22 protein-coding genes are annotated in these 24,216 nt (G+C 59.1%); 6 read left to right on the top strand and 16 right to left on the bottom strand.

Annotation, left to right across the window (positions count from 1 at the left end; genetic code table 11):
• Positions 1-2: 2 nt before the first annotated feature.
• Complete coding sequence (locus ACRZ95_RS08215) at positions 3-713, top strand: SGNH/GDSL hydrolase family protein (RefSeq protein ID WP_170642652.1); 711 nt, start codon at positions 3-5, stop codon at positions 711-713.
• Here the strand turns inward: ACRZ95_RS08215 and rarD are convergent.
• From rarD to ACRZ95_RS08270, 11 genes are all read right to left on the bottom strand, one after another.
• Complete coding sequence (rarD, locus tag ACRZ95_RS08220; RefSeq protein WP_480554790.1) at positions 704-1,609, bottom strand: EamA family transporter RarD; 906 nt, start codon at positions 1,607-1,609, stop codon at positions 704-706. The two genes, ACRZ95_RS08215 and rarD, sit on opposite strands and share 10 nt — an antisense overlap.
• Positions 1,610-1,861: 252 nt before the next feature.
• A complete protein-coding gene (locus ACRZ95_RS08225; RefSeq protein ID WP_170677967.1) occupies positions 1,862-4,315 on the bottom strand; it encodes a GcvT family protein in 2,454 nt (817 codons plus the stop codon).
• Positions 4,316-4,404: 89 nt separating this feature from the next.
• Positions 4,405-5,388: a GlxA family transcriptional regulator gene (locus tag ACRZ95_RS08230; protein ID WP_480554792.1), complete on the bottom strand. Its 984-nt coding sequence runs from the start codon at positions 5,386-5,388 to the stop codon at positions 4,405-4,407.
• Positions 5,389-5,405: 17 nt separating this feature from the next.
• The gene (locus ACRZ95_RS08235; RefSeq protein ID WP_170677971.1) at positions 5,406-6,299 is read right to left on the bottom strand and encodes a homocysteine S-methyltransferase family protein; all 894 of its coding nucleotides are present in this window, start codon (positions 6,297-6,299) and stop codon (positions 5,406-5,408) included.
• Between the two features lie 12 nt (positions 6,300-6,311).
• A complete protein-coding gene (locus ACRZ95_RS08240) occupies positions 6,312-7,364 on the bottom strand; it encodes a zinc-binding dehydrogenase (protein ID WP_170677973.1) in 1,053 nt (350 codons plus the stop codon).
• Between the two features lie 97 nt (positions 7,365-7,461).
• Positions 7,462-9,909: a GcvT family protein gene (locus ACRZ95_RS08245; protein ID WP_170677975.1), complete on the bottom strand. Its 2,448-nt coding sequence runs from the start codon at positions 9,907-9,909 to the stop codon at positions 7,462-7,464.
• A 16-nt stretch (positions 9,910-9,925) separates the two neighbouring features.
• The gene (locus ACRZ95_RS08250; protein WP_170677977.1) at positions 9,926-10,306 is read right to left on the bottom strand and encodes a GFA family protein; all 381 of its coding nucleotides are present in this window, start codon (positions 10,304-10,306) and stop codon (positions 9,926-9,928) included.
• A 4-nt stretch (positions 10,307-10,310) separates the two neighbouring features.
• Positions 10,311-10,934, bottom strand: coding sequence for a LysE family translocator (locus ACRZ95_RS08255; protein WP_170375543.1), 624 nt, complete (start codon positions 10,932-10,934; stop codon positions 10,311-10,313).
• Positions 10,934-11,503, bottom strand: a complete 570-nt coding sequence (locus ACRZ95_RS08260; RefSeq protein ID WP_170375545.1) for a helix-turn-helix domain-containing protein — start codon at positions 11,501-11,503, stop codon at positions 10,934-10,936. The genes ACRZ95_RS08255 and ACRZ95_RS08260 overlap by 1 nt, the downstream gene beginning before the upstream one ends.
• Before the next feature lie 141 nt (positions 11,504-11,644).
• Positions 11,645-12,097, bottom strand: coding sequence for a GAF domain-containing protein (locus tag ACRZ95_RS08265; RefSeq protein WP_170677979.1), 453 nt, complete (start codon positions 12,095-12,097; stop codon positions 11,645-11,647).
• A gap of 74 nt (positions 12,098-12,171) precedes the next feature.
• Positions 12,172-13,344: an acetyl-CoA C-acyltransferase gene (locus ACRZ95_RS08270; RefSeq protein WP_170677981.1), complete on the bottom strand. Its 1,173-nt coding sequence runs from the start codon at positions 13,342-13,344 to the stop codon at positions 12,172-12,174.
• A gap of 100 nt (positions 13,345-13,444) precedes the next feature.
• Between ACRZ95_RS08270 and ACRZ95_RS08275 the strand changes: the two genes are divergently transcribed.
• The 3 genes from ACRZ95_RS08275 to ggt all read left to right on the top strand — a co-directional run bounded on the left by ACRZ95_RS08275 (position 13,445) and on the right by ggt (position 16,059).
• On the top strand, positions 13,445-13,783 hold the full coding sequence (locus ACRZ95_RS08275; RefSeq protein ID WP_170638267.1) for an STAS domain-containing protein: 339 nt from the start codon (positions 13,445-13,447) through the stop codon (positions 13,781-13,783).
• A 14-nt stretch (positions 13,784-13,797) separates the two neighbouring features.
• Complete coding sequence (locus ACRZ95_RS08280) at positions 13,798-14,253, top strand: ATP-binding protein (RefSeq protein ID WP_170677983.1); 456 nt, start codon at positions 13,798-13,800, stop codon at positions 14,251-14,253.
• A 228-nt stretch (positions 14,254-14,481) separates the two neighbouring features.
• Positions 14,482-16,059 (top strand): gamma-glutamyltransferase, encoded by a 1,578-nt coding sequence (ggt, locus tag ACRZ95_RS08285; protein WP_170677985.1) that lies wholly within the window; start codon positions 14,482-14,484, stop codon positions 16,057-16,059.
• 25 nt (positions 16,060-16,084) lie between these two features.
• Here the strand turns inward: ggt and hspQ are convergent, their stop codons facing one another.
• Positions 16,085-16,411: a heat shock protein HspQ gene (gene hspQ, locus ACRZ95_RS08290; RefSeq protein WP_170677987.1), complete on the bottom strand. Its 327-nt coding sequence runs from the start codon at positions 16,409-16,411 to the stop codon at positions 16,085-16,087.
• A gap of 80 nt (positions 16,412-16,491) precedes the next feature.
• Here hspQ and ACRZ95_RS08295 point away from each other — a divergent pair, with 80 nt between their 5' ends.
• Both ACRZ95_RS08295 and ACRZ95_RS08300 read left to right on the top strand, forming a co-directional pair.
• On the top strand, positions 16,492-17,373 hold the full coding sequence (locus tag ACRZ95_RS08295; RefSeq protein ID WP_170552416.1) for an AEC family transporter: 882 nt from the start codon (positions 16,492-16,494) through the stop codon (positions 17,371-17,373).
• Positions 17,374-17,434: 61 nt separating this feature from the next.
• Positions 17,435-18,016, top strand: coding sequence for a transglycosylase SLT domain-containing protein (locus ACRZ95_RS08300; protein ID WP_170375559.1), 582 nt, complete (start codon positions 17,435-17,437; stop codon positions 18,014-18,016).
• 10 nt (positions 18,017-18,026) lie between these two features.
• Here ACRZ95_RS08300 and ACRZ95_RS08305 read toward each other — a convergent pair whose 3' ends face one another.
• The 4 genes from ACRZ95_RS08305 to ACRZ95_RS08320 form a co-directional block, all read right to left on the bottom strand.
• Entirely contained in the window at positions 18,027-18,623 is a 597-nt protein-coding gene (locus ACRZ95_RS08305; protein WP_170677989.1) for an outer membrane lipoprotein carrier protein LolA, read from the bottom strand.
• A gap of 39 nt (positions 18,624-18,662) precedes the next feature.
• A complete protein-coding gene (locus ACRZ95_RS08310) occupies positions 18,663-21,578 on the bottom strand; it encodes a DNA translocase FtsK (RefSeq protein ID WP_170677991.1) in 2,916 nt (971 codons plus the stop codon).
• Positions 21,579-21,592: 14 nt separating this feature from the next.
• Positions 21,593-22,774: an aminotransferase class I/II-fold pyridoxal phosphate-dependent enzyme gene (locus ACRZ95_RS08315; RefSeq protein WP_170677993.1), complete on the bottom strand. Its 1,182-nt coding sequence runs from the start codon at positions 22,772-22,774 to the stop codon at positions 21,593-21,595.
• 109 nt (positions 22,775-22,883) lie between these two features.
• Positions 22,884-24,212 (bottom strand): amidase family protein, encoded by a 1,329-nt coding sequence (locus tag ACRZ95_RS08320; RefSeq protein WP_170677995.1) that lies wholly within the window; start codon positions 24,210-24,212, stop codon positions 22,884-22,886.
• Positions 24,213-24,216 lie beyond the last annotated feature (4 nt).

The raw sequence follows: 24,216 nt of genomic DNA on the forward strand, positions 1-24,216 counted from the left end.
TCATGTCAAATCCGCTTGCCGCCGATCAGATTCTGCGTGTTCCCCTTCTGCCGGTTCTGGCGGCGCAGGGATTGGCTGTGCGCCGCAAGGCCCAGCTGCTGCCGGAACCAATCGGTCCACGCGAAGGGCGAACGGGCCGTGGGCCTCGCCTGCGCCTGTTGATAGCGGGCGACAGTTCTGCCGCCGGCGTAGGCGCGGGCACGCAAGAACAGGCGCTGTCAGGCCATTTGGTCAAACACTTGGCGCGGCATCACTCGGTCGAATGGCGGTTGGAGGCAACAACCGGACACACGACACGAGACACGCTTGAGAGGTTGCAAGCGATTGATGGCACATTCGATGCGGTTGTGACAGCGCTCGGCGTAAACGACGTGACCCGAGGCGTGACCTACAAACGCTTCGTCGAACGGCAAAACCAGTTGGCCAGGATATTGACCCAACACCTCGGCGCGCGACGCGTTGTGGCGACAGCAGTGCCGCAGATGAACCGCTTTCCGTCCCTGCCCCATCCCTTGGCTTGGGTTTTGGGTCGACAATCCGCGCGCCTGGATCGGGGTCTGCAACAGGTCGTTGCCGCCCATCCGCAACTCCGACACTTGTCACTGGATTTACCGGATGATCCCGCTCTGGCGGCGCCGGATGGATACCACCCCAGCCCCAAAACCTACGCGATTTGGGCCGAAAGCGCAGCGCGGCTTCTCCTTCAGGCCTGAGCCCGCGCCTGCCGGATCATCGGGATCGAATACACCACAAGCGCTGCCCAGATCAGAGGGAAGGCAATCATGCGGCCGCGGTCAATCTGTTCTCCGAACACGGCGACTGCGGTGATGAAGATCATGGTGGGCGCGATGTATTGCAGGATACCCATCGTCGACAGCCTGACGAGCTTGGCCCCATTGGCATAGACCAGCAACGGCACCGCCGTCACGACACCAGCGCAGGACAGCAAGAGAGTATCCGAGGCCAACATCCCGAAGTGCCCAGTTCCCTGAACACCCAGCCACGTCACATAGGCGATTGCGGGGATCAAAAGGATAAGAACCTCAAGCAGAAATCCCTGATTGGGACCAATCGGCAGAGACCTTTTGAAGAAGGCATAGAAACCCCAACTCACCATCAAACCCAGCGCCGCCCAAGGCAGACGCCCAGCCTCGACCACCAGAACCAAAACGCCCAAAGCCGCCAGACCGACAGCAACCAATTGCATGCGCGTCAGAGGTTCTCGCAGCAACACAGCGCCCAAGGCGATACTGAACAAAGGGTTGATATAATACCCGAGCGCCGCATCCAACGCATGGCCGGTTGAGATCGCCCAGACATAAATCGCCCAGTTCACCGAGATCAGCGCCGCCGTCAAAGCCGCCATTCCCAACATCTTGGGATTGCCCAACGCGGCCCTAAGGTCTCGGGTCCGCCCCAGAATGACCAGAAGAAGCCCTGCCACCGGCACCGACCAGATGACCCGATGCGCCACAACCTCAACCGGGCCAATATGGCTCAGCGCTTTCATATAGAGAGGCAGGAAACCCCACATGACATAGGCTGAAACCGCCAGTACAAACCCCTTTGGAGTGTCCGCGTTTTGTAAAGGTGAGGAGGCAGTCGCCACGGGAAATCTCCGACAAGTATCGGACCCATTTACGGCAGTTCCGGAAGGGTTGAAAACTCTGAAAACAGTGAAGTCGCACATAACGAATTGTGATGGGTCGACTTCGAAACCGCGCAATTTTGCGAGGCTCTGCCTCGCGCTCCGGGATATTTTTAGCCAGATGAAGACTGGATCCCCTGCTTCATCTGGCCCTAAGTATCTCAGGGGAGTCGCGGCTTACCGCGACGGGGGCAGAGCCCCCTGTTCTGCGGGTTAAACTTTCACGCGCTCGGACTTGGGATCATACATGGGCTTCAAAGACGCCTCGGCCTTCACTTTGACACCACAAACGTCGATCTCGTAGCTCGATGCCAGAACATCCGCAGCTTTTTCACCTTCACACGGCACATAGCCCAGACCGATAGCACCACCCAGAGTGTGGCCGTAGTTGCCGGAACTCAGATAGCCGACATATTCACCGTCACGCACGATAGGTTCGTTGTGGAACAACAGCGGCTCGGCCTCAGTCAGCTTGAACTGCACGAGGCGGTTTTTGGGGCCAGTCTCTTTGCGCGCAATCACGGCTTCGCGGCCAATGAAGTCACAGCCCTTGTCGACCTTCACGGCAAAACCAAGCCCGGCATCAACCACGTGGTCTTCACAGGTGATGTCATGCCCAAAATGGCGGAAGCCCTTTTCGATGCGGCAGCTGTCCATCATGTGCATGCCGCACAGTTTTAGACCCATATCCTGCCCGGCTGCGTGCAGCGTCTCGAAGGCATGACCTGCCATATCAGAGGAGACATAGATCTCCCACCCCAGCTCTCCCACATAGGTGACGCGGTGCGCGCGGGCGAGGCCCAGGCCAAGCTCGATCTCTTGCGCGGTACCAAATGGGTTGGTCGCGTTTGAGAAATCGTTGGGCGAGACTTTTTCGAGCAAAGCGCGCGCGTTCGGTCCCATGATGGCCAGAACGCCTTCGCCTGCGGTCACATCCGTGATGACGACGTTGAAGTTGCCTGCATAGCGCTGCATCCATGTTTGATCTGACAGACGGGTCGCGGCTGGCGTGACGACTAAATAGGCGGTCTCGGTCAGGCGGGTCACGGTTACGTCGGCCTCGATCCCGCCGGTGCGGTTCAGGAACTGGGTGTAGACAATCTTGCCGTTCGGCACCGAGTAGTCGCCGCCGCCGATGTAGTTCATGAATGCCTCGGCATCCGGACCTTCGACGCGGATTTTCCCGAAGGAGGACATGTCATACATGCCGACATTCTCGCGCACAGCGCGGTGTTCTGCGGCAGAGTTTTCGAACCAGTTCTGACGCTTCCAGCTATACTGGTATTCGCGTTCCTGCCCGTCGTTGGCGAACCAATTGGCCCGCTCCCAACCGGCTAATTCCCCCATGACCGCGCCTTGTTCCAACAGGTGATGGTGGAACGGAGTTCGCCGCACTCCGCGTGCCGTGGCTTTCTGACGGTAGGGGAAGTGATCGGCGTAGAGCAGGCCCAACGTCTCTTTCGAACGCTCGAACAAGTACTGCTTGTTGCCTTGGAAGGGCTGCATCCGGCTGATGTCGACATCGCCCAGATCAAACGGCTTCTCACCGCTGTCCATCCATTCGGCCAACGCCATGCCCGCGCCACCGGCCGACTGGATACCGATCGAGTTGAAGCCTGCCGCGACCCAGACATTGTCCATCTCGGGCGCAAGACCCAAGTGATAGGCATCATCGGGAGTGAAAGATTCAGGTCCGTTGAAGAAGGTGTGGATACCGGCTTCGGCCAGCATCGGCATACGGTTCACCGCCGCTTCGAGGATTGGTTCAAAATGGTCGAAATCCTCGGGCAGTTGATCGAACTCAAAGCTGTCGGGGATACCATTCATGCCCCAGGGCTTAGCGTTCGGTTCAAACGCGCCGAGCAAAATTTTGCCTGCGTCTTCCTTGTAGTAAGCGCATTCATCCGGGACGCGCAGAACCGGCAGCTGTGTCAGGCCATCGATGCCCTCGGTGACAATGTAGAAATGCTCGCAGGCATGCAAAGGAACGTTCACGCCCGCCATGCGACCCACTTCGTGGCCCCACATCCCGGCGCAGTTCACCACCATATCGCATTCGATATGGCCCGAGGCGCTGCCATCGTCGGCAACCCAGTCAACGCCGGTGACCTTGCGACCTTGCCTGACGATATCGGTGACCTTCACACGCTCTTTCACGATGCCACCGCGCTGGCGCGCACCTTTGGCCAGAGCCAGCGCGATATTCGCCGGGTCGCCCTGCCCGTCCAGCGGCAGATACACAGCCCCTTTGACGTCTTCGATGTTGAGGTGCGGAAATAGCTCGGCCACGCGCTCATTCGAGATCTCTTCGACTTCGACCCCAAAGGCGCGGGCCATGGCGGCCTGGCGGTAGATCTCTTCCTTACGCTCTTCGGTCAGCGCGACAGTGATCGAGCCGCAGCGTTTGAAGCCCGTCGCGACACCGGTTTCCTCCTCAAGCGAGCCGTAGAGCTCCTGACTGTACTTCGCCAGCTTGGTCATGTTCGCCGTCGCGCGCAGCTGCGCGATCAGACCAGCCGCATGCCAGGTTGTACCGCTGGTCAGTTGCTTGCGCTCAAGCAGCACAACATCTTTCCAGCCCTTCTTGGTCAGGTGATAGGCAACCGAGCATCCGATCACGCCGCCGCCGATAATGACCACGCGGGTCTTGCTGGGAAGATCAACCATAGTGAAGACTCCGTTCGTTCAGGTTTGTCCCTGAATGGCATGAAAAATCGGCGCGGAATCCATCAAAAACGTCATCGCATCCGCAAAAATCATCTCTGCGCGGCTTGTCGCTTTTGTTGGCGCATCACAAACGGCGTCACACCGAAAAAACTCCGGTAAACTGATGAGAACCCGTTCGGGAAACCGCAGGCCAAACCTATTTCGCGCACGCTCATAGTGGTGTTCAGCAAAAGGTTGTTCGCTTTGGCCAACCGCATTTCACGATAGAACCCATTGGGTGTGGTGCCGAAGAACGCCTTGAACTTCCTCTCGAGCGATCGATTCGAGATATTCAGGCTGTCCACAAGGTCCTGGATTGGCAAAGGGTCTTCGATGTTGGCCTGCATCAGCTTGATGCAATGATCCAGTTTCTTGTCCCCAGTCGCGGTGTTTTTTGCGCCTGAGAACGGCTGCATCGACGAAAAATCGCGTATATTTTCATGCAGCATGACGTCCGCCACGGTCAATTGCGTGGGCCCCGAGATATGCCGCCCGATCACGACCAGCGCGATATCGGTGGTGGCCCCCATACCTGCACAAGTGACGACTGCGCCGCGCTCGGTTGCGATGGACAGTTTCGCCTCGAACCGCGCGCCGCGTTCACGCAGGAATGAGGCGTTTTCCCAATGGGTTGCCAGATCGGCTGTGCCCTGCTCGTCGATATACCGGCTTGCCGCTTCGGCCAACAAAAACACCTGCGCGCCGCGATAGGTATAGTTCGACACCACCCGACCCAAAGACAGGTCGGGGTGATCCGGGTCCGAATTGCCGATCACAAACAGATAGGTGGCATCGGGTTGGGTTGGCACGGTTTCGGTCTGAACCGTTGCGTCACTGCTGCTGGCAATTGGACCACCGCGTAGGGATCGGTAGGTATAGGTGAACGGTGGCGTTGCAGACACCCGATTGGAAATCCGTAGAACATCCACCAGCGACGCGAGTTCCAGCAGCACAAAGCCCGGCGCGACCAGAATGTCGAAATGCACGGGGTTGGTCTGACGCCTGTCAGTGGCTGGCGATGATGTCTCGGACATACCGTTCCCTTGTCGGTTCAGACGATCCGATGACCGGCTGATTCCAGGCGGCGCGCGAGGGCCTCGATATGATCCGGGCCGATCTCGCAGCATCCGCCAACGATTGTTGCGCCTTGCTCGACCCAGGCCATCGCGTGGTCGGCATAGGCCTCGGGGCTTAGGTCGTGGCGCTGTGCGAGACTATCAACCGTGGGGGCATCTTGCAAAAACCCCTCGGCGATATGGGTGAAGCCGTTTGCATAGGCACCACATGGCAGTCCCATCCCTGACAATATTTCAAGCCCGGCTGGAACCGCTTCGGGACGGGTGCAGTTGATCAGCACGGCTTGCGGATTGTAACGCTTGACCAAGGGGGCAATCTGATCCAACGGCTCACCAGATCGCAGACGCGTTCCGTCTTCATCCATCGGAGACAGTGCCAGCCACACAGGTTTCCCGCAGCCAGCAGTGCCCCTCAGGGCGCCTTCGGCCTCCATCACCGACGAGACGGTTTCGATCAGGATCAGGTCCACACCATCCCCCATAAGCGCGACCAGTTCAGCGAATTTGCGTCCGGCCTCCTCCGGATCAGGCTCAAGATCGGGTCTGTAGGAGGCCAATAACGGCCCAAGCGCTCCTGCGATGCGCCCACCACTTCCTTCGCGCGCCAGATCGGCCTGAGATACGGCCGTATGGATCAATTGCGCCAACTGATCCTCGATCCCTTCGCGCACAAGGCGCGAGCGGTGGACGGCATAGGTGTTGGTCGTCGCAACAGTAGCCCCACGCCGGAAGTATTCGGCATGCACCTCACGCACCAACTCCGGATGATCGATCATCACCCGCGTCGACCAGAGCGGCGTCGGTTGTTTGCCGCTGCGCTTGACCAGCTCCTGCCCGATCGAGCCATCTAACAGAGTAATTTCGGCCATGTCATAAACTCCTTACGGGATCAGCACCAATTTCCCCGGCAACGCTTTGGATTGGAAATCCTCTTGTGCCTTAGCAATATCCCTTAGGGGATAGGTGCGGGAAATCAAAGGCTTGATCCGACCGGCATTCATTAGCTCAGCCAGACGGCCAAACACCTCAGGCGATTGGTGAGTGCAGCCGTGAATGGTGATATCGCGCAGGTAGATGTCGCGCAGATCGGCCTGCACCATCGGGCCTGCAATCGCACCTGATACAGCGTAGTGCCCGCCGGGTTTCAGGGCCAGCACGAGGCCCGCCCATTTAGGGCCTCCAACCACGTCGATCACGACGTCGAACATATCTGCAGGCAACACAGCATCGCGATCAAAGGTCTCAACCGCGCCTTGGGATTTCACAACCTCGGCCTTGGCGGCACTGGTTATGCCCCAGACGGACGCGCCGCGCAGGCGGGCCAGTTGCACTGCCGCCAGACCGACACCCCCCGAAGCCCCCGTGATCAGCACCTTGTGGCCAGCAGTGACCCCGGCGCGGGTCAAAAGGTTCTCGGCCGTGCCAAAGGCGCAGGGAATGGCCGCGATCTCGGTGTCTGACAGGGGCGAGGCAGAGACATCGTAGAGAACATCCGCCTCGACCAGACAATATTGGGCAAAGGCGCCATCAATCTCAGAGCCTAAGGCAATAAACCCCTGTGGATGGCCAGGTCGCGGGCGCGGCAGATTGATCGGGCAGGTCACGCGCTGACCGGGTTGAAACCCTGAACCCGGACCGGCTGCTTCGACAATGCCGCACAGGTCGCCGCCTTGAATTCGAGGAAACTGTAGCGCACCGCCCCACCCTCCGGCGTCGACATCCTGATCGACGTCATCGGTGGCCCCGGTCACGTCCGAGGAGTACCACCCGACCCGCGTATTGATATCGGTGTTGTTGACCCCGGCAGCTGCGACGCGGGCCAGAACCTGCCCGGGACCGGGCGTTGGAACGGGAATATCCTCGCGCCACTGCAAAGCCTCCGGCCCGCCGTGATGAATGAGGTATACGCCGGACATATGTGCAGGGATCGTCATTTCAGCCTTCCGATTTGGACTTTGGTGAAAGGCAGACTGGGGCCCACCATGGGCCCCAGCTTGGAGTTTTGTGCCAATTTGGCAATCCCCAAAGGGATCAAGCGCGCAGACGCTCGTTGGCGGGATCCCAGAGCGGCTGGTCTTCCTGAACAACGGCGCGGTACTTCTGGCCGTAGATCTCAACCTCAAGCTCAGTACCCGGGTTTGCGACGTCGGTCTTGACCATGCCCAACGCGATGGACTTGCCAACGCGATAGCCCCATGCGCCCGAGGTGGTCTCGCCCACGATCTGATCGCCCTGCCAGATGCAGGACATGTAAGGCGCGTCGCAATCGCCTGCGTCCACTGTCAGCGTGACAAAGGATTTCTTCACGCCCTGTTGCTTTTCGTTCAGGATCGCGGCCTTGCCGGGGAAGTCTTGCGGTTTGTCCAGTTTAACAAACCGCTCCAGCCCGCCTTCCAGTAGCGAGTAGTCGGTCGACAGATCGCCCTTCCACGCACGGTAGCCTTTCTCGATACGCAGAGAGTTCAGGGCGTACATGCCGAACGGGGTCGCACCCGCGTCGAGGATCGCTTCGTAGATCGCGGGCATGTCTTCGTTGAGGGCGTGAACCTCCCAACCCAGCTCTCCGGCGAAGGAGACGCGGATCAGGAAGACTGGTTTGCCCGCAACCGTCGCGGACTGATGCGTTAGCCAGCCAGTGGACAGGTCCGCATCGCTGAGGCCCGAGAGGATCTCGCGCGATTTCGGGCCGGTCACGATCAGCGTGTCACGAGTGGTAGTGACGTCCTCGACTGAAACGCTAGAGGGCATGGCGGACATCAGGATGTCGCGGTCGTGCCACTGCGCGGTGGCGGCTGTGATCATCACAAACTCATCCTCGCCCAGGCGAATACAGGACATCTCGGTCAGGATACGGCCACGGTCGTCCGAAATGTAGACGAGGTTGATGCGGCCAATCTTGGGCAGACCACCGGTGATCAGGCCACGCAGAGTTTCGGCAGCACCTTCACCTTTGACCATGAAACGCGAGAAGCCCGGCAGGTCCAGCACACCGCAATTGTCGCGCACGGCTTCGCATTCTTCCTTGATGCGCTGCTCCCACGGGCCCGAGCGACCCCATGTATGCGTGGCCTCAAGCGAGGTGTCGTCGCCCGGCTTGGCAAACCAATTGGCACGTTCCCAGCCGTTATAGGCCCCCATGACACCGCCGAGCTCTTTGACCTTGGCATGGACTGGCGATAGCTTCTTGTCGCGCGCAGCAGGCCATTCGTGGTGCGGGAAGTGCATGGCATATTCGTTGCCGTAGACCTCCATGCCCTTCTGGTTGCAGTAGTCCTGATCGGTGTAGTCGGTGTAGCGGCGCGGATCGACGGCCCACATATCCCACTCGGTGTGGCCATCAACGATCCATTCGGCCAGTACTTTGCCTGCACCACCACCTTGCGCGATGCCGAAGGTAAAGCTGTGCGCTTCAAATGCGTTGTTCACACCGGGCATTGGGCCGATCATCGGTAGACCGTCCGGCGCGTAAGGGATCGGGCCGTTGATCACGCGACCAACCCCCGAGGTTGCCATCAGCGGAACCCGTTCCATCGCGTCCGTGATGATGTCCTCAATCCGGTCCAGATCGTCGTTCCAAAGTTGGAAGCTGAAATCCTCGGGCATCGGGTCGTCTTCGGTCATCCATTCGCCCTTACAGTTGGGCTCGTAGGGGCCAAGGTTGAAGCCGTTCTTTTCCTGACGCAGGTAGTATGAGATATCCACGTCGCGCAGCAGAGGCAGTTTGCCACCGTTCTCCTTCGACCATGCCTCAACCTCGGGGACTTCATCGGTCAGCAGGTACTGGTGGCTCATGACCATGGCGGGCACCATGCGGCCGCCATAGGGTTTGAACATCTCACCCACACGCTGCGCGTAATATCCGGCTGCGTTGACGACATAGTCACAGGCAATGTCGCCCTTTTCGGTGTGAACGGTCCAAGTGCCGTCATCGTGTTGCGTTACATCGGTGGCCGGGCAGAAGCGGATGATTTTTTGGCCCAGATCACGCGCGCCTTTGGCGAAGGCTTGTGTCAGCTGCGCCGGATCAATGTCGCCATCGGTCGGGTCGTACAGCACGCCTTCCAGATCATGGGTTTCAAGGAACGGGTAGCGCTCTTTCGCCTGCTCTGGGGTCCACATCTCCATCGGGATGCCCTGGTACAGACCCATCGACATCGCGCGTTCGAATTCCTGCATGCGCTCTTTACTGTGCGCCAAACGGATAGACCCCGAAACGTGGTAGTTCATCGGATAGTCGACTTCTTCGGCCAGACGCGAATACAGCTCGGTCGAATAGCGCTGCATGTTCATGATCGCCCACGAAGTCGAGAAGGTCGGCACGTTACCCGCCGCGTGCCATGTAGACCCCGCAGTCAGTTCGTTCTTTTCCAGCAGAACGCAGTCCGTCCAGCCCTTTTTCGCCAGATGATACAAGGACGAGCAGCCGACAACGCCGCCACCGATGATGACCACACGGGCCTTGGTTGGAAAATCACTCATGTGTTTTGATCCTCTGTTACTGTGCCCGCTGGGGCAGATCGTCTGAGATGTCGTAGTAGTCACCCTTGTCCGCGACAAAGATGTGCTTTGAGAGTTTCAGTCCCGTCGGTTCGCTGAGCGCCCCCATCGAGATCGAAATCGTGTCTTCTTCATTGTGCTGCCAGAACAGGAATGAGCCGCATTCGCTGCAGAACCCGCGCCGTGCCGTTTCTGAGGAGCGGAACCAACGTAGCGTGTCACTGGCGGTGAAGCTTAAGTTGTCCTGATGTGTCCAAGTCGATGACCAGACATGACCCGATTGTTTGCGGCACTGACCGCAATGGCAGGCAGAGGGCGGCGAGAGGTCTCCGTCAATCGTAAACGCGACTTTGCCGCAAAGGCAGGATCCCGTCTGCATATCGCTACCCCCTTGCTGCGGGCGAAGAGCTGGCACCCAGCAACACGCCATAGATGATGAAACAGGTCGCCATGATCCGGCGGACCCAGATATTGAACACAGCCCCCAATGCCGCCTTGCCCATCAGCGCGCCCAGCAGGGTAAAGCCGGTATAGCTGAGCGTCGTGATGATCAGAGCGGTCGGCATGATCACCCCCATCTGCTGCCAGATCGGCACGTCGGGCTGCACAAATTGCGAGAAAGCCGCCAGATAGCCAGCAACGCTTTTGGGGTTGATCGTCGCCACCGCCAGCGCATGCAGATAGACATGCCGCGCAGGGCGCTCAGTGGCAGGCGCTGGCCGTTTCGCGTTGATCCATCCGCGAATACCGACCCAGATCAGAAACCCCGCCCCGACCAATTTGGCAATGAAGAACGCGGTGGGTGAGGCTGCGATCAGGGCGGTTACGCCCAATGCCGACAAGCTCAAAAACGCACTGGCCTGCGTCAGGATCGCAAGCACACCAAGCATCGCCTTCGGGAAGGGCAAGCTCATGCCGTTTGAGATACAATTGACCGCGTTCGGCCCCGGAGTGATGACGAACACCACCCAGAACAGCGCGAATATGGTCCAGGCCTCAAAGCTCATCAGTATACCGGTGGTGCAATGACCCAGATGGCCACGGCGGGCTCATCATAGGGGTTTGCCCATTGATAGGGTTCGTGCTTGATCCGGAAACTGTCGCCCGGGCCGACCGTGAAGTGCCGCGCGCCGATCGTCAGGTCCAGTTGGCCCGAGATCATATATCCGACCTCCTGCGTAGGTCGGTCCGCGGGTTTTTGCATTTTGGATCGGGGCTCAAACGTGGAATGCACCATCTCGAAATCATCGGTCAGGTCTGGCGACAGCAGTTCTTCGATCAGACCTTCTTCACCCGAGCCCATAGGACGTCGTGAAACGGCGCGAACCACATAGCCTTGCTCCTCAACCGGAGCGGCAGAATGCGAAAACAGCATCGACATGGGAACACCCAGACATTCCGCGATCTGACGCAGGTCCGAGATTGAAGGGTCGGACATGTCCCGCTCGACCTGACTCAGCCAGCCGACCGAGCGGTTCAGGCGATCGGCAATTTCAGTCAGCGTCAAACCCCTTGCCTTTCGCAAGGCTCGCAAGTCCGCTCCGAGCGTCGCGCGCTGAGGGGTTTGCGTGTTCAAAGCCAGACTCCGATTCTCGTGAAATTCCTTCTACGTTTTTCACGATGCCTCAGTTCCGTGAAATTTCAAAGCATTTTTTCACGACAAATCATAGACCAGAGACCAAACCCAAGTAACACAAGGATTTAGTTAGGGTTGCAGCTAGGCGGAGAAAACGTTCTGAAGAATTTTGGTCAGTTCGGACGCGTCAACATCCGTGAAAGCATCCGGCTGGTCGCTATCGATGTCAAACACGGCAACAACGGCGCCCGAGGCATCGCGTACGGGCAAAACAAGCTCTGACCTTGTGGAAGATGCGCAGGCGATATGACCAGGAAAGGCATCCACATCCGGAACCAGTTGCACCTCACCCGTGCGCGCGGCTGCGCCGCACACGCCGCGCTCGAACGGGATGACTAGACAGCCGTGACCGCCTTGATACGGGCCGATCTTCAGCAGGCCCGGTTCGGTGACGCGGTAGAACCCCGTCCAGTCAAAGCGATTATCGGCGTGATGCACCTCGCACGCGATGGTCGCCATCAGGGAGACCTGATCGGTTTCGCCTTCGGTCAGGGAGGCGATGGTTTTGGCGAGGGTGTCATAGTCGACGGTCATATTGGCGTTGCTCCGATCCAGGTCTTGGGGGGCGACGACCCCAGTCCCCGGAGTATTTGCAAAAGCGCAGAGGGTCAAACGCGTTCGATGGCGATTGCCGTGCCCTCTCCGCCACCGATACAGATCGCTGCGATCCCGCGTTTCAGGTCGCGTTTTTCCAGGGCATTCAGAAGGGTGACCATGATCCGGGCACCAGATGCGCCGATTGGATGGCCCAGGGCGCAGGCGCCACCATTGACGTTGACCTTGTCACGCGGCAGCCCCATTTCGTGCATGAAAGCCATCGGAACCACGGCGAAGGCTTCATTCACCTCCCACAGGTCCACATCATCTTTGGTCCAGCCCAGACGCTCAAGCAGCTTTTGCGCCGCAGGAACCGGAGCGGTTGTGAACAGGCCCGGGGCCTGCGCATGGCTGGCGTGGCCTAAAACGCGCGCGCGGACGGTTAGTCCTTTCGCCTCAGCGGCGTCTGCAGAGGCCAGAACGAGAGCCGCCGCTCCGTCGGAAATGGAGGAGGAATTTGCCGCCGTCACCGTGCCGTCTTTGCGGAAGGCCGGTTTTAGCGTCGGGATTTTCTCGGGTCGGGCGGATTTGGGTTGCTCGTCCGCCTCAAGCACCAGCGTCCCCTTGCGGGTTTGCACGGTGACCGCAGCAATTTCCCCATCAAAAGCGCCACTGTCCTGAGCGGCCAGCGCGTTCGAGAGAGATCGCAGCGCGTATTCATCCTGCGCTTCGCGGGTGAACTGATAGGTCTCGGCGCAGTCTTCGGCAAACGTTCCCATCAGGCGGCCTTTGTCATAGGCATCTTCAAGCCCGTCCAGAAACATATGGTCTACGACCTGTCCGTGCCCGATCCGCGCTCCGCCGCGCATCTTCGGCAGCATGTAGGGCGCGTTTGTCATACTCTCCATCCCGCCCGCGATCATGGTATCTGTGTGGCCCAAAGCGATCTGATCAAACGCGATCATGGCGGCCTTCATACCTGAACCGCACATCTTATTGAGGGTCGTGGCGGGCACCTCTTCTCCCAAACCGGCGGCAAACCCCGCCTGACGCGCCGGGGCCTGTCCCTGACCTGCAGGAAGCACGCAGCCCATCAGGACTTCGTCGACAGTCTCCGCACCCGCCTGCTGCAAGGCGCCGCGAATCGCGGTTCCGCCAAGGTCAGCAGCGGGAACACCATCGAACATGCCCTGGAACCCTCCCATAGGTGTACGGGCCGCGCCTGCGATCACTACGTTTTTCATCGGAATTCCCTCCTCTTGCCGGAACTTGAATACCGAATGGTAAGATTTGCCGTCTAGCGTATTTCTACGACGCAATTTCAGCTGAAAAGGGCGGTCAATCATGGGGCTGACCAGCACAACTACCGAAGGGGCACAGATTATCACCGTTCATTCGGAACGGATAGATGCGGCCATCGCGATCCAGTTCAAGGAAGACATGCGCCGCGAAACAGAAACCGACGCAACGCGCATCGTTCTGGATCTGGCAGGCGTGGAATTCATTGATTCAAGTGGTTTGGGAGCCATCGTCGCCTCGATGAAACAAATCGGCGGCGAACGCCGGCTGGATCTGGCCGGGGTGCAACCCGTGGTCGAAAAAGTGTTTCGCCTAACGCGAATGGACACCGTTTTCAGGTTGTTCGACTCCCTCGACGACGCGTTGTCGGCGAAGCCAGAGTAATGCGGCCAACGTAGATGTGTGTAACGCCGTCCAGTGATCAAACCTGCCTGCAACTGAGTTTTCCGGCGATTGAAGGGGAAGCCAGCGCTGGCATTGCGGAGTTGAGCGCAGGCCTGGCCCACCACGGCTTGCCTGTCGAAAAAGCGGACGACGTGAAGATTGCCTTGGCGGAAGCGATCAACAACGTCGTCGAACATGCCTATTCTGGTATTGAACCCGCCAAAGTGCAGGTCTGTTGCCGGTTGGAGCACAACCAGCTGGACATTCTGATATCGGATACGGGGCGGCCACTGCCCGGATGCAAACCTCCAGATGGGACCCCGGCCTCGGTTGAGACCAGCCTGCAGGACCTGCCAGAAGGGGGTTTTGGTTGGTATCTGATTCACGAACTGACAAGCGAGATTCGGTATGAGCGTCGCGATGGTTGCAATCTGTTGTCACTGCGGTTCGACGTCCCTATGCCCGAATGAACCAAGGGATTTGACGCGAAATGGCCACAATAAGGCCTTTTTCGAACCATTGCGCCGCCCCAAACGACTGTCAAACATATCACCGTAGCTCAGATAGCTTCCCTCGGCGTCAAGTGTCACAGCCCCCACCCAGTGAACGGCGCCGAGGAACCTCCCTCCTCTCTTTGAAGAACTGGACAATCATTCCCTGCGCGATAGTTTCGCTATGTTCAAAGTAAGGGGATGATGATGCGGGATCTACACAAGCCGGGCCGCTCCGAAGTTTTGGCCACAAACGGGATGTGCGCGACCTCGCACCCCCTTGCCGCGAAAGCCGCCGTCGACATTCTGGAACGCGGCGGTAATGCCATGGATGCAGCCATTGCCGGAGCGGTCTTGCTGGGGATTTGCGAGCCGCAGATGACCGGTTTGGGTGGCGATTGCTTTGTCCTCTACAACCGTGCGGGGGAAAACCAGATCCGAGCGTTAAATGGCTCGGGCCGGGCACCTGCTGCTGCGCAAGCCAGCGCGCTGCGGGAACAAGGCTTGACCTCGGTGCCTCTGACCAGCCCAGACGCGGTTACGATCCCGGGCGCGGTCGACGCGTTCTGTCATCTCAGCCAGACCGAAGGCCGACTGGGGCTGGATGCCATTCTGCAACCGGCCATTCACTATGCAGAAAAGGGTGTGCCGGTTGCTCCACGCGTTTCCTTTGACTGGCGCAATGGCGAACCGACCCTTCAGGGGGCTGCGCGGGATCACTTTTTGATCCATGGGCAAGTCCCAAAGACAGGCCAGGTCTTCCGCGCGCCAAAACAAGCCGAGGCTCTACGACGGGTCGCAAAAGATGGGCGGGATGCCTTCTATTCAGGTGAAATCGCGGAGGACATGATCAACACCCTTTCTGCCTTGGGGGGCCTCCACACCGCCGAGGATTTCCAATCGACCCAATGCACCCCCTCCGAACCGATGCGCGGCACCTATCACGGCGTTGATCTGGTCGAGCATCCCCCCAACGGCCAAGGCGCAACGGCGATCTTGCTGCTCAATATTCTCAAGCATTTTGACCTTGCCAGCATGGACCCATTGGGCGCGGAACGGGTGCATATAGAGGCCGAAGCGACAAAATTGGCCTATGACGCACGCAACCGTTTCATCGCAGATCCCGACCATATGGCGCGGGCCGAGCGGTTTTTGGACAAAGACATCGCCGCATCCCTCGCGGCTTTGATCGACCCTAAACGGGCCATGCCCGCTGCCGCCCGGCTGACCGAAGCGATTCACAAGGACACCGTCTACATTACCGTCGTCGACCGCGATCAGATGGCCGTGTCTCTGATCTATTCGATCTTCCACAGCTTCGGCTCGGGGATCGCGTCCGAGAAATACGGGATCTTGCTGCAAAACCGCGGCGCAGGCTTTACCCTACAAGCCGGGCACCCAAATGAGTTGGGCGGAGGCAAACGCCCGATGCACACGATCATTCCCGGCATACTGGCCGAGAACAACCGCGTTACGATGCCCTTCGGCGTAATGGGCGGGGCGTATCAACCCACAGGACATGCGCGGTTCGTGTCAAACCTGATGGATTTCGGCTTTGACCTGCAAGAGGCCATCAACGCCCCCCGCGCCTTCGCCGACGGAGGTATTCTGAAGCTCGAGCGCGGGTTCCCCGAAGCGGTTGCTCAACAATTAAGCGAAATGGGTCACACTGTGGAGGCCCCAGAAACTCCACTGGGTGGCGCACAGGCCATACGAATCCGTGAAGACGGTGTTTTGGAGGGGGCCAGTGACCCCAGAAAGGACGGTTGCGCGTTGGGATATTGATCAACGCGCCGACGCGACGCCCCGATCAGTTCAGATGGAAGTGCAGCGGGTAGGACCCATCCTCGAAAGGGCCGAACATGTTGGGGATGTCAGGATGCTCAACCGGCTCACCCGATCGGTCCTCGATCAGATTTTGTTCAGAAACATAAGCTACATAGAAGGATTGGTCGTTCTCAGCCAACAGGTGATAGAACGGCTGATCCTTGATCGGCCGACTGTCTTCGGGAATGGCTTCATACCATTCCTCGGTATTCGAAAACTCTGGATCCACGTCAAAAATCACCCCTCGGAAGGGATGTTTTTTATGTCGCACTACTTGTCCCAGGCCGTACTTGGCGCGTGTCTTTAGCATTGTTTCAGCCCCCAAAGAAGTTACTACCTCTTTCCGGGCAGAAAAGCCAATCATTGATGTGAAATTAAGGGAAACAGTCTGTGAACCTCTTACTGACAGTGTTCGAAATTGCGGCACCCGTGTTCCTTTTGTCAGCAATCGGCTTTGTCTGGGTCAAGCTTGGCTTTGAATACCGCCTACAATTTGTGACGCGCTTTGCAATGACGCTGGCAGTCCCCAGCCTGATTTTCGTGGCCTTGATGCAGACCGAAATTCCGGGTGGTGACCTGTCAAGGTTCACTCTGGCCACCATTGCGGCCAATCTGGTTCTCGCGGTCGTGTTCTGGTTTATTGTAAAGGTGCTAAAGCTTGAGCAACGCACCTACCTTTCGCCGCTGATCTTCGGAAACACCGGCAATTTGGGCCTTCCCCTATGCATCTTTGCATTTGGTCAGGCCGGTTTGGGATATGCCGTGATCTTTCTGGCCGTGACCGCGCTGTTTTCCTTTACCTACGGGATCTATCTGGTCGCGGGTAAAGGCGCTTTTGGACAGGTCATCCGTCAGCCCATGGTCTGGGCCACGCTGCTGGGGGCGCTGTTCTTGTGGCAAGACTGGGAAACACCTCTGTTCCTAACCAACACCTTGGATTTGCTGGGGCAAATGGCTGTTCCGATGATGCTTGTAACCGTTGGTGTGGCAATCGCGCGACTAACCTCTCGCAGTCTTCACCAGGCCATTTGGCTGTCGCTTCTCAAGCTGGTGGTCTGCTTTGCCCTCGGATGGGGCGTTGCCATCCTCTTCGGGCTTGAAACCATCGCATTCGGTGTTCTGGTCTTGCAAATGTGTACCCCGGTCGCTGTCACTTCATACCTGCTGGCCGAGCGGTTTGAGGCCGACGCAGACGCCGTAGCAGGCATGGTTATGGTCTCAACGGTGCTGTCTGTCGCCGCGTTACCGGGTGTTTTGGCTATCGTTCTGTAACGATTGTGATTTCCTCAGCGCTCAATCTGCGCTAGAATGCCAGAAAAAAGGCACGAGGCACATGAGCAGAATTCTATTCGTACTCCTAGGGGTGCTGCTTTTGGCATCCTGTGGTGGCGGGTCTAAACAGCCACCCAGCAGACTAAATGACGCGTGCAGCATTGCGCGCGAGAAACCTGACTACATCAAAGCCTTCAAAAAAACCGAGCGGAAATGGGGTGTCCCCGTTCACGTTCAGATGGCGACGATCTATCAGGAAAGCCGCTATCGTCATGATGCGCGCACCCCGCACCGCTATGTGCTGGGCGTGATCCCGATGGGTCGGCAGAGCAGCGCCTTTGGCTACAGCCAGGCTCTGGACGGCACTTGGGAAGAATACCAGCGTGAAACCGGAAAACGCCGCGCCAAGCGGGACCGAATTCGCGACGCGTCCGATTTCATCGGCTGGTACATGAACAAAACCTACGAGCGGAACGGCATCAACCTGGGCGACACGCGCAACCAGTATCTGGCCTATCACGAAGGTCATACAGGCTATGCGCGCGGCAGCTACAACCAGAAATCCTGGCTATTGAATGTGGCCAGCGATGTCGATGCACGGGCCAACCTGTATCAAGCTCAGCTGGCCAGCTGCCGCTACTGACTTGGGCGGGTCAGCGGTCGCTGGACCCGACCCGTTTTCCGTTTGAGAACAAGCTCTGATCGAGGCGTCCCCCCTCGGTCAGTTCCCCCAGAAGAACCGTGGTTTGCGTGCCTGCGTTGTCATAGATGACCCATTTCCGCAGCTCGACCGGGTTGTCTGTGAACATCAGCTCAATCCGCCCGGACTCGGGGTTTTTAGGATCCTGAGCCGTTACCACGGTCGCGGTCCCGTCAAAGTCGTGACCAACGACCATGTTGGCCTGCCCAAGATTCACATTCCGGGCCAGCACAAGTGACAGAGGCGTCCGCTTCAGCGGGTATTGTTCGGGCGGCTGGTTGGATTTCGGGTCAAAGATCTGAACACTCCCCGAACGCGCAAGGACAACCGCGCTGTCGGGCGGATCATATTCGAACCGCATCTTTCCGGGTCGTTGGATCCATAGCTTGCCGGTACTCAGCGAGCCATCATCATTTACTTGTGTAAAGCTGGTCTGAACCGTTTTCATCTTGTTCAGATAACTAGAGATCTCCGACAGCGGCAGCTTGTCCGCCGCCCAAGCGGCAGGCGCGGCCAGTGTCAAAGCAAGGGCAAAAGCAATCTGTTTCATACGTCTCAGATAAGGCTTCTGACCTTGTTATTAAATATCCTACTGCTCGGGGACGAGGATTTCCCGCTTACCGACATGATTTGCTGCCGAAACAACGCCTTCGTCCTCCATCTGCTCAACCAGCCGGGCGGCCTTGTTGTAGCCGATGGCAAGTTTCCGCTGGATGTAAGAGGTCGAGCATTTGCGATCCTTGATCACAATCGCCACCGCTTGGTCATATAGAGCATCCTCGCCGTTGGTGTTGCCACCGGTGCTCAAACCCAAGACGGCGTCTATGTTATCTGCCTTTTCCTCAGCCGGGCCATCGACCACACCGCTCATGTAATCGGGCGGACCGAATTGCTTCAGGTGGTTGACGATTTCTTCGACCTCTTCGTCCGAGACAAACGGGCCGTGGCAGCGGGTGATCTTGGCACCGCCAGCCATATACAGCATGTCACCCTGCCCCAGAAGTTGCTCGGCGCCCATCTCACCCAGAATGGTGCGGCTGTCGACCTTCGATGTCACCTGGAACGAAATCCGTGTCGGGAAGTTCGCCTTGATCGTACCGGTGATCACGTCGACCGAGGGGCGCTGCGTGGCCATGATCAGGTGGATACCCGAAGCCCGCGCCATTTGCGCCAGACGCTGAATGCAGGCTTCGATCTCCTTGCCTGCGACCATCATCAGGTCAGCCATCTCGTCGACGATGACGACGATATAGGGCATCGCCTCAGGCGCGAACTCTTCCGTCTCGAAGGTGGGTTCCCCGGTTTCATCGTCAAAGCCCGTCTGGACCGTGCGGCTGAACATCTCGCCTTTAGCCAGCGCGTCTTTCACCCGGCCATTGTAGCCTGCGATGTTGCGGACACCCATTTTGGACATCTTGCGATAGCGATCCTCCATCTCGCCAACGACCCATTTCAAGGCCACAACCGCCTTTTTCGGGTCGGTCACAACGGGCGACAACAGATGCGGGATGCCGTCATAAACCGACAGTTCCAGCATCTTTGGGTCGATCATGATCAGGCGGCACTCGTTCGGGGTCAGCTTATAGAGCAGCGACAGGATCATGGTGTTGATCGCCACCGACTTACCCGAGCCGGTCGTCCCCGCGATCAGCAGGTGGGGCATCTTCGCCAGGTTCGCGACAACGGACTCACCCCCGATATCCTTGCCCAGCGCCAGAGGCAGCGCATGGTTGCCATCCCCGAAATCGCGGCTGGCGAGAATTTCACGCAGCACCACCATCTCACGGTTTTCGTTGGGCAGTTCGATGCCGATTACCGAGCGGCCCGGCAAGGTCGAAACCCGTGCCGACAGCGCCGACATAGACCGCGCGATGTCATCGGCCAGACCGATCACCCGGCTGGCTTTCAGGCCCGGAGCAGGTTCCAGCTCGTACATGGTGACCACGGGGCCGGGGCGGACGCTGACGATCTCACCCTTCACGCCATAATCATCCAGCACATTCTCCAGCATCCGTGCGTTTTCTTCCAGCGCCTCGTCACTCAGGTGGTGACGCTGAATGCTGGCCGGGTTGGACAACAGGCCCAACGGCGGCAGTTCGAAATCGGAATGCCGTTCCTCGAAGGACAGAGTGGGCTGCGCCTCGGCCTGTGCCCGACGGGACGGTGGCGGAGTGCGACGGACGGGTTGGGCCACTACCGGCTTGCGCGGCTCGGCCACCGGGATTTTCACAGCCGGGCGCTGCGGCACAACCGGCTCAGGTGTCGCCGTATCTTCGAACACGGCGTCATCGTCGTAGGCATGCGCGGCATAGTCATCCTCGGGCGCATAGCCCGGCTCTGGCTGATAGTCATGCGCCGTGTCCTGCCAATTCGGCTCAGCCGACAAAACAGGTTCGGGGGGCAGGCCAGCAGCGGTCATGGGCGGCTCGGGCGGCAATTCATCCGCCCCTCTGGGATTAAAGATCAGCGGGTCCGGCCCACGACCCCGGCCCTTGGTCAGAGGCAGGTTGGGGTCATATTCCGGGGCCATCTCGCCGGTCGCCACCTTGCGATTGCGCACCGCCGCCGAAATCTTCGAGCGGATGCGATCTTCACCCGGCATTTCATCGAAACCCTGCACAGGCATGGCTTCGACCAATTCAGGCTCTGGCAGCGGCTCGGGGCGACGGATCAGCGCGGGCATCCGGGCCAGCAGGCCGGTTTTGGGGGCGGGTTCGGGTTCTTCCTCGACCTCTTCGAAGATTGGGTCTTCGAATGCGATCTCGTCGTCGAAAACGGGCTCGATCCGCGCGGCGCGGTTTTCTTTCCATTGCTCGCGACGCTCTCGCGCAGACTGTACCGTGGCCGAGGCACCCCGACCCAACAGGTTCATCAGCATGTCGTAAGACATGACCAGCCCAAGCAGGAACGCCCGCGTTCCACGCGCGACATCAGCTTTGGTGAAGCCCAGAACAAAGATACCCAGCGCCAGCATTCCGACGGCCATGGCCAGCGACATCAGCTTAACCAGGAAATGCGAAGAGATCGGCAGAAGCGTCAGCAAAGCCCCCATGACGGTATCGCCAAACAGTCCGCCCAACCCATAGCTATGGGTCGCGCGCCAGACCTCGCCCGGAACCAGAGTGGCGGCGTAAACCGAGACAATGGCAATCCAGATCGGCGCAAAGATCAGCCGAGCCACGGCGCGATCTTCGCCGAAATGACCGGCAAAACGCACACCCCAGCCGATCAGAACCAGCGCGATCCCCCAGCTGCCCCAGCCGACGATCATGAACAACGGCGCAGCGATCGAGGCGCCGATCCGGCCCATCCAGTTCTGCACCGGCGCGTCGGTTGAGACCATCCAGTTCGGATCTTCCGGCGTGTAGGACCAGATCATTGCCGCAGCGGCCAGCCCCAACAGAATCAGAGCGATCCCGATCAGTTCCTTAGTACGCCGCTCAATCGCGGCCTGAGTCGTGCTGTCCAGTAACGGATCGCGGTTGCGCGCGTTCAATGATGCCATTTTGCCCTCGTACCTCACGAATAGATGCAGTCACGAAGCTTGATCAGCCCCTGCTGCAACTCTTTTTTTGGAGCCACCAAAGCGGCCCGGATAAATTGCTCGCCCGGGTTTTGCCCCGGATCACCTTGAGAAAGATATGCGCCCGGCAGGACCCGAACGCCGGTCTCCTGCCACAGCTTCAATGCGGTTTCCTCGCCGTTCTCGACGGGCAGCCACAGGAAAAACCCGGCCTCGGGCGGCATATAGCCCTGCAGGCCTGAGAAGACCTCATCCGCGATGGCGTATTTTTCCTGATAGAGCGCGCGGTTCTCGACCACATGCGTCTCGTCGGCCCAGACGCGCGCGGCGGCAGCCTGCAGCGGCAGCGGCAAAGGCGCGCCCGCATAGTTACGCAGCTGTTTGACCCGTTTGATACTGTCCGGCCCGCCCGCAATCAGGCCCGAGCGCAGCCCTGCCAAGTTCGAGCGCTTGGACAGAGAGTTGAACAGCAAGACCCGCTCAGGATCGGCGCCCAACTCTTGTGCGACGGTCAAAGCACCTGTCGGTGCCTCATCACGATAGATCTCGGAATAGCACTCGTCTGCGAAGATACGGAAATCGTATTTTTCGGCCAAGTCGATTAACTCGGCCCAATAGTCGCGCGAGGCGACAGCACCCTGCGGGTTCGCGGGCGAGCAGATATAGGCGGCAACCGTCCGGTTCAGCACATCCCCAGACAGGCTGGCATAGTCCGGCAAATGGCCGGTCGCGGCGGTAGCGGACACAAAATAAGGCTGCGCCCGGACCGAGATCGAGGCGACCATATAGACCTGATAAAACGGGTTCGGACACAGAATGATGGGATCTTGCCCGTTCTTCTGTTCGGGGCACAGCGCCATGGCAGCATTGTAAAGCCCCTCACGAGTGCCGTTCAGGGCCATCACGTTGGTATCGGGGTCCATCGTCACGCCATAGCGACGCTTGATCCAGTCGGTGATCGAACCTCGCAGCTCGGGCGAGCCTTCATTCGGGGGGTAGCCCTGAAACCCGGCCGCGTTTTCTGTGATGACGTCTGTGACCCAAGCGGGAAAGTCATGCATCGGCGCGCCGATGGTCATGTGAATCACGTCTCCGCCCGGTTGATGATGGTCCAACAGGGTGCGCAGACGCGGGAATGCGTATTCCGGTAGGTTCGAAAACCGCTCGGGGAAATTCATATCTACTGCCTCAATATCGGGATCGTTTTCGCCCCGTTTGATTGGCAGATTACAGATCAGACCCCGCCCCGTCCAGACAAAGAGGTTCCGAATCAGGGGATTGTGGCATTCACGCCAATGCGGTTTCCGCCGCCGAACCCAACCGCAGTAGTGCTTCTTCCGAGCCGGGATAGCCGAGCATCATCAACCCACAACCCGCAGTTCCCGTCGGCAGGGTCAGCGCCGCAAGCCCCATCAGATTGCCGATGCGCGTGTTGCGCAAAGCCAGCAGATTCTCGGTCACGTAATAGTCGTGATCACTGAGGAGCCGTTCCAGGTTGGGCGGCAGGATGGGTGCGGTTGGCGCCAGAACCGCATCAAACCCGGCGGTCGCTGCATCCCATGCCGCGCGACAGGCCTTGAGCTTGGACCACGCGGCCACATAGTCGGGGCCTGACACATCTTTTCCGGTGCGGAACCGTTCAAGAATCTCGGGATACATCGCCTCGGGGTTGGCCTCGATAACGTCTTTCCACAGCCCGTAGGCCTCGGTCGTATAGAGAACACCCGAAAGCGCCATTGCATCGTCCAGTTCAGGCACCTCCAGCGGCACAATCTCGGCCCCGGCATCGCGCAGGCGATCCAGCGCATCGTCGAACGCCTTTCGCGGCGCATCTCGCAGGTCGCCTTTGGCGACGTTCTGCAACTCGGCAAAGCGGCGACCTTTCAGGCTGGCACCGCGCAGATCCGCAGGTGAGCCGCCTTCCAGCAAGGCCAGCATATGGGCGGCATCTTCGACAGAACGCGCCAGAGGGCCAACCGTGTCGAACCGCAGACAGAGCGGCACGACCCCTTCAAGGCTGAGCCGCCCGGCCGTGGTTTTAAGCCCCACCAGATTGTTCCAGGCCGCCGGAATTCGCACCGACCCACCTGTGTCCGAGCCAATCCCGCAAGCCGCCAGCCCCCAAGCCACCGAGGCCCCGGCACCCGAGGATGATCCTCCCGGTACGGCATCCTCATCGTCCACACAGGGCGGCGTGTCCGTGATCGGGTTCAGACCAAGCCCAGAAAACGCCAGCTCGCTCATGTGGGTTTTGCCGAGGCACACGGTGCCCAAAGCCGTTGCGTTGCGTAGGACCACCGCGTCCGCGTCCGGCACGCGCCCTTTCAACAAGGCCGAGCCTGCCTCAGTTCCGATACCAGCCGTGTCGAACAGATCCTTCCAGCTGATCGGCACGCCATCCAGCAAGGACCGACGCAGACCCAAGGCGGCGCGCTCTTTCGCGGCTTTTGCCTCAGAACGGGCACGATCATGGGTGACGCGCGCATAGATACGGTCGCGATGGGGATGGGCGTCAATGGCGGCCAGATAGGTCTCGGTCAGTTCAACGGGGTCGATTTGCCCCTTCCCGATCCCACGGCCCAAATCACAGGCCGTCATGGTTAGCCATTCCTGCATCACA

It is taken from the genome of Ruegeria sp. AI3 (genome assembly GCF_056541245.1).

Bases quoted from the DNA above. Each gene is read 5' to 3' on its own strand.
- ACRZ95_RS08240 (WP_170677973.1), bottom strand. From the start codon at position 7,364: ATGACGATCCCTGCACATATGTCCGGCGTATACCTCATTCATCACGGC.
- ACRZ95_RS08245 (WP_170677975.1), bottom strand. From the start codon at position 9,909: ATGAGTGATTTTCCAACCAAGGCCCGTGTGGTCATCATCGGTGGCGGC.
- ggt (WP_170677985.1), top strand. From the start codon at position 14,482: ATGCGGGATCTACACAAGCCGGGCCGCTCCGAAGTTTTGGCCACAAAC.
- ACRZ95_RS08270 (WP_170677981.1), bottom strand. From the start codon at position 13,344: ATGAAAAACGTAGTGATCGCAGGCGCGGCCCGTACACCTATGGGAGGG.
- ACRZ95_RS08235 (WP_170677971.1), bottom strand. From the start codon at position 6,299: ATGGCCGAAATTACTCTGTTAGATGGCTCGATCGGGCAGGAGCTGGTC.
- ACRZ95_RS08320 (WP_170677995.1), bottom strand. From the start codon at position 24,212: ATGCAGGAATGGCTAACCATGACGGCCTGTGATTTGGGCCGTGGGATC.
- ACRZ95_RS08230 (WP_480554792.1), bottom strand. From the start codon at position 5,388: ATGTCCGAGACATCATCGCCAGCCACTGACAGGCGTCAGACCAACCCC.
- hspQ (WP_170677987.1), bottom strand. From the start codon at position 16,411: ATGCTAAAGACACGCGCCAAGTACGGCCTGGGACAAGTAGTGCGACAT.
- ACRZ95_RS08310 (WP_170677991.1), bottom strand. From the start codon at position 21,578: ATGGCATCATTGAACGCGCGCAACCGCGATCCGTTACTGGACAGCACG.
- ACRZ95_RS08300 (WP_170375559.1), top strand. From the start codon at position 17,435: ATGAGCAGAATTCTATTCGTACTCCTAGGGGTGCTGCTTTTGGCATCC.
- ACRZ95_RS08255 (WP_170375543.1), bottom strand. From the start codon at position 10,934: ATGAGCTTTGAGGCCTGGACCATATTCGCGCTGTTCTGGGTGGTGTTC.
- ACRZ95_RS08275 (WP_170638267.1), top strand. From the start codon at position 13,445: ATGGGGCTGACCAGCACAACTACCGAAGGGGCACAGATTATCACCGTT.
- ACRZ95_RS08225 (WP_170677967.1), bottom strand. From the start codon at position 4,315: ATGGTTGATCTTCCCAGCAAGACCCGCGTGGTCATTATCGGCGGCGGC.
- ACRZ95_RS08280 (WP_170677983.1), top strand. From the start codon at position 13,798: ATGTGTGTAACGCCGTCCAGTGATCAAACCTGCCTGCAACTGAGTTTT.
- ACRZ95_RS08265 (WP_170677979.1), bottom strand. From the start codon at position 12,097: ATGACCGTCGACTATGACACCCTCGCCAAAACCATCGCCTCCCTGACC.
- ACRZ95_RS08250 (WP_170677977.1), bottom strand. From the start codon at position 10,306: ATGCAGACGGGATCCTGCCTTTGCGGCAAAGTCGCGTTTACGATTGAC.
- ACRZ95_RS08315 (WP_170677993.1), bottom strand. From the start codon at position 22,774: ATGAATTTCCCCGAGCGGTTTTCGAACCTACCGGAATACGCATTCCCG.
- ACRZ95_RS08215 (WP_170642652.1), top strand. From the start codon at position 3: ATGTCAAATCCGCTTGCCGCCGATCAGATTCTGCGTGTTCCCCTTCTG.
- ACRZ95_RS08305 (WP_170677989.1), bottom strand. From the start codon at position 18,623: ATGAAACAGATTGCTTTTGCCCTTGCTTTGACACTGGCCGCGCCTGCC.